Origin of the sequence: Moorena sp. SIO4A5, assembly GCF_010672005.1 — a bacterium.
Lineage (GTDB): Bacteria > Cyanobacteriota > Cyanobacteriia > Cyanobacteriales > Coleofasciculaceae > Moorena.
Genome location: NZ_JAAHHZ010000378.1, coordinates 1 through 4,613, shown reverse-complemented (window position 1 = coordinate 4,613; position 4,613 = coordinate 1). Strand labels below are relative to the sequence as shown.

Sequence of the window (4,613 nt, the reverse complement as noted above, 5' to 3'; positions counted from 1 at the left end):
CCCTACGGCAATTATCTGCCATTGCTGTTCAAGAAAAGCAATCCTCAGAAGAATTGATTATGATTGGTTTCAAAAAACCCAGTGTGGTTTTTTACACCCAGCAACCCGTCACCTACATGAGCAAAGGTAAAAAAGCACGAAATTACATGAAAGAAATAGCAGTGACTCAGCCTTCACCTCCCTCAGTTTTGATGTTAGCTAGGAATAAAAGGCTAAAGAAAGCCAAGCTAAAACCTGAGCAATATACTACCTTAGCTAGTCTTGGTCCCTATAAACTCATTCGGGTTTCAAAACAAGTTTTTGTTGATAACTCTAAAATTAAAAATTGAAAATTTATTTTTCATACTTCATACTTCATACTTCACAATTTTATTCAAATAACAAATTACTAATTATTAGCTGTTGACTAGTCAACCAACCAAAATTGACATCATTATTCTACTTCTGTTGCTTCTGTTCTAATAGTTGATTTAGTCTGGAGCCGTGCTTTTGAGCCAGATTGCTCGGTCGATAATCGGGCCGCCTCATCCAGCGTTCTATTACACTCTCATGAAGGTCATCAAAGTTATCAGAAATCTCCCGTAGCTTGCGCCCTGTGAACTTGAATAGACCCAGATCATTGTTGAAATCAATTTCATAGTCAAGGTTGATACCAGTGGGAATTGCGCTTGGGTCAAACTCAAGACCAAGACCGATCTTGCCGATTGACTCGATCATCCACTGCAGTGGGCCGTCGGACAAGCCGCTCTGCTCCTGGGAGCCACCACCGACGGAGCCGTGAACCCCTGGAAACCATACTTCACGAACAACCTGGGTTTGGGAAAGGTGACTTTTGTCCATTGGCGTGACGTCAAAGACTTTGCGCTGCTCATCAATGGATACAGCGTGCAACCCATGCTCAATAATCGGACTCAAAGAGGTATCGTGGAATCTATACCTCTTGTTAACCCTTTTGTCAAACCGCAAAAAGGGAGATAAATTAGGGATACCAAGGGAACCAACGGTGTCCCAGCAGCCAAGCAAGGTAATGGGGACACTTTCTCCGTATTTTTCGCGGAATGCTACCATTTGTTGGTGATTAGGCTTGATATCCCGAGAGCGGTACATTTCGTAGGCTTCCGGAGCTTTATCGATCTCAATCCGAGATAGCAAGCCTGAGTTATAAATCATTCCAGCGAGACTGCGCACGGTGTAAGCCCCACGACTGAAACCGAACAGGTAGATTTCGTCACCAGGGGCGTAGTTCAGGCAAAGAAAGCGATAAGCATCCTGGATATTGGTATCAATCCCTTTGCCAAAAGCCCCACCGAAAAGCTTGCTCTTGAGAGAGTCTTCTGTGCCAATTCCCTCATCGTAGAATACGATTTGTGAAACTCCGTCACTACCCAATGGTTTAACTGCCTGAGAAATCTTAACCACATTACTTGGGTAAGTACTTGATAACTCTTGCCATGTGCCATCACAACATACCACAAGACGTTTCATGGTATACCTCCTTTAAAAAACTTACTTACTCTTACTTACTCTTTAAAACTATTTAAATTAAAGTAAATACTTTCGAGCAACTCAGATGATCAAGCGCTCGCTCCATTCATTAACCATAAGCCATACTATTGTTGGCACTTATTTTTGGAAAAATTATTACTATTTAATCATCCTTTTGTCAACCGTTTATAGTTTTTTTGTTTACCGTGGCAATTTTGATTTTTATTATTTTTAATTTGCTTTTACAAAAATTGAATTAGTTTTCTTAAAAGTAATTAACCCTTAAGCTATTAATTAGCAACAAATATTAACTATTATTGACTATAAATGCTAAGGAAAACGTGATAGAAATCAAAATAACTTTGGGTGGATAGGAGCTGTCTTATCCATATTAGCTTGAATTTCGAAAGAAGGCTCACGCCATAATCCTTGATTTGCGGTGGGATGAATTGCGAGCAACCAACACATTGGGCCCAGGGCATCCTTATGGTAAACTCTCCTGATCAGATAGTTAGGAATTGCTCTTGTTTGTACTTGAAGGCAAAAGAGGGAGGTTAACAAAACAGTTTGCCATCATTGACTAGATGATCCCCACGGCTGGCTTTGTTCGCAACAAGTGTCTCGAAGACTGGATGGATAATCACGGTGTCAGAGAATATGACCGACTTGCATGCCACCCCTTTAAAGGGTTGGGTTCATGACCTGCTTAATCTGCTTTAATAACTGGGTCATTGACTGAGAATGCCAGTGTACAATCTGAGTAGCAATTTTCTTAACCAGCAACTCCAACTGAGAATTGGAGTTACTACTGTTACTACTCTTGATTACTGGATCATGCTGCTTAGCGTCTAATCGATGATCCAAAACCAGAATTGGTGGTCGCTCTGGTAATTGAGCAAGAGTTATCAATCCTTGGGAATGTTCTAAAGGATTAGTGAGATCTGTTAATCGAATCAGCAGCAAGTCCACACTTTTTCCCTGAATTTGACGGTATACTTCTGCCCAAGAACAGGCGAGTAAGCTGGAATAACCAGCAGTTTGTAAGTATTGAATCAGTGCCTGTAGCCAAGATGTTGATGATTTTCCTCCCAGAGAAAATCCGTAGGATAAGTGAGACGATTCAACGTTCAACCTGTTAACCTGTAACGGATTACCCCTAAACTTTGTTCTCTGCTCCCCCGTGTCCATCACTAAAATGGTAGGCTTGCAACTGATTCCAGCGGCCACTTGAATGACTTGCAGTATGGCAGCCATCTTTTGTTGATTATTTGGTGCTAAACAGGGATAGACTGAAAGACCAGTTACTTGATTAGCGGCTTCTGTAGTTTGGTGATCCAGGGTTACTAGTGGTAAAGTCCTCAAGGAAGGATATGATGAAAACTGATTCAAGTATATTAAAGGGTTGATCAGTCGAGCACCATTTAATACAATCACATCTGGATTCCAAACCCGACTCAATAACTCAGCTTGATCGAAATCATCGGCTTCGAGTACCCGATAATTCAGGTCTAAGTGTTCTAGACTCAATAGTGAAGTTAACTCATCAGTCAGTGCAGACGAGTCAGAGTTCTGGTAGGAATCTACATAATAGCCTTTTCGCCCATCACCAGGATTGAGATAGAGAATCGTTAGCACACTACTGGTATTACTCTCGTCTTTAGCCAGGCGAGAAAGGTTTTCTCGTAATGCTTCCTCTTGTACCGGCAAACTTAAGAAACCATCAGCTTTGTTGTGGGTTGCCTGCTGTTTTTCAGCCTGGGTGGCTGTGACCAAAACCGGGATGTGATTAGTTTGGGCATCCGACTTTAGCAGTGTTAGGACATCCCAACCAGAAAGTTTTGGTAGTAGGGGATTGAGTAAGATAGCATAGGGTTGTAAACGGCGGGCTTTTTCGATGGCTTCTGTACCAGAGCGGGCAACCACTACCCAATAGCCTAAACTCTTGAGCTGTTCCGTCAATCCTTCCAGGTAAAGAGGTACAGCTTCCACAATTAACACTAAACGGTTGGGCGTCGAAGATGGGGGGTGAGACGTTGCCGTAGGGGCAATCTCTGATAGTTGCTCATCCCAATTGTCCAATTGATCAGATGAAGCGTGGGGAGGACAGGGGGGGAAGAGTAGGGTAAACTGACTACCGACCCCTGCCTTGGAAATAAACGAGACATCTCCACCATGCAAGTGAGCTAGATGTTGTGTTAAAACTAATCCCAGACCAGTCCCCTCAAAGCTACGAGTCAGAGGCTTTTCCAGCTGTTGAAATTTCTGAAAGATCAAGTGCTGTTTATCGGCAGGAATACCAATGCCAGTGTCCCAGACCGTGAAAGCAATCCAACCTTGCCACCAATTGACCTTCAGACCAATTTCACCACTGCCATCGGTAAACTTAAGGGCATTAGAAAACAGATGGGCCAACATTTGCCGTAAACGCAACTCGTCAGCAATCAGCATCTCTAAACTTGCTTCAATCTCTAGGGTGAATTTTGTCGGATAATCTCGATTGTTGTCCTCCGAGTGTTTTGAGTCTATCTCAGAGCGAGCTTGGTCATAAGCGCGATCGCATACAGTCCGAATTGGCACCGGTTCGAGGGTAAGTTTCAGTTGACCAGTCTCCATACGGGTCAAATCGAGAATATCGTTGACCACGGTCATTAGCTTACGGCCACTCTGATAAATTAACTGCGCATAACGGGATTGACGTTGATTGAGTTCCCCTAGGGCTTGGTCTTTCAACAAAGTTGACAAACCCAAAATCGCAGTTATCGGTGTTTTCAGTTCATGGCTAATACAAGCTAAAAACTCATCTTTGAGTCGGTTGAGTTGCACTAAATCAGCATTTTTTGCTGCCAGTTCTTGGGCAAAAAGTCGTTGCTCTGTGGTATCTTGAGCCAAGACTAGGTATAATTGAGAGTTGGGTGACTCAGACCTAGAGATTGGAGATCTCGAATAGTCAAAAGCGACCTTAGGCTCACTGCCAGTTTCTAGTCCTCCCTCCCAAAGGGCAGCGACAGAAGGTGACAGAGGAATTTTAACAAACGAGAATACCTGCTCCTGGCTGTTTGAAAGAGTTAAGTCAGTTGGTGCAGCGGTTTCCCGGCACCGGGTATGGTTTGCCCCGGTTTTCTTCACTG

At 43.2% G+C, this 4,613-nt stretch carries 2 protein-coding genes and 1 pseudogene; 1 reads left to right on the top strand and 2 read right to left on the bottom strand.

Annotation, left to right across the window (positions count from 1 at the left end; all coding sequences use genetic code 11):
• Nucleotides 1-329, top strand: a pseudogene (locus F6K57_RS37380) (glycosyltransferase); the annotation flags it as partial.
• Nucleotides 330-438: 109 nt separating this feature from the next.
• Here the strand turns inward: F6K57_RS37380 and F6K57_RS37375 are convergent.
• Nucleotides 439-1,485 carry a DUF2235 domain-containing protein gene (locus F6K57_RS37375; RefSeq protein ID WP_293058162.1) on the bottom strand — a complete coding sequence of 349 codons (1,047 nt, stop codon included), beginning with the start codon at nucleotides 1,483-1,485 and terminating at the stop codon, nucleotides 439-441.
• A 681-nt stretch (nucleotides 1,486-2,166) separates the two neighbouring features.
• Nucleotides 2,167-4,613, bottom strand: a 2,447-nt coding sequence (locus F6K57_RS37370; RefSeq protein ID WP_293073391.1) for an ATP-binding protein, incomplete at its 5' end; no start/stop codon positions are given.

Coding starts and splice junctions, on each gene's coding strand:
- F6K57_RS37375 (WP_293058162.1), bottom strand. CDS start 1,485: ATGAAACGTCTTGTGGTATGTTGTGATGGCACATGGCAAGAGTTATCA.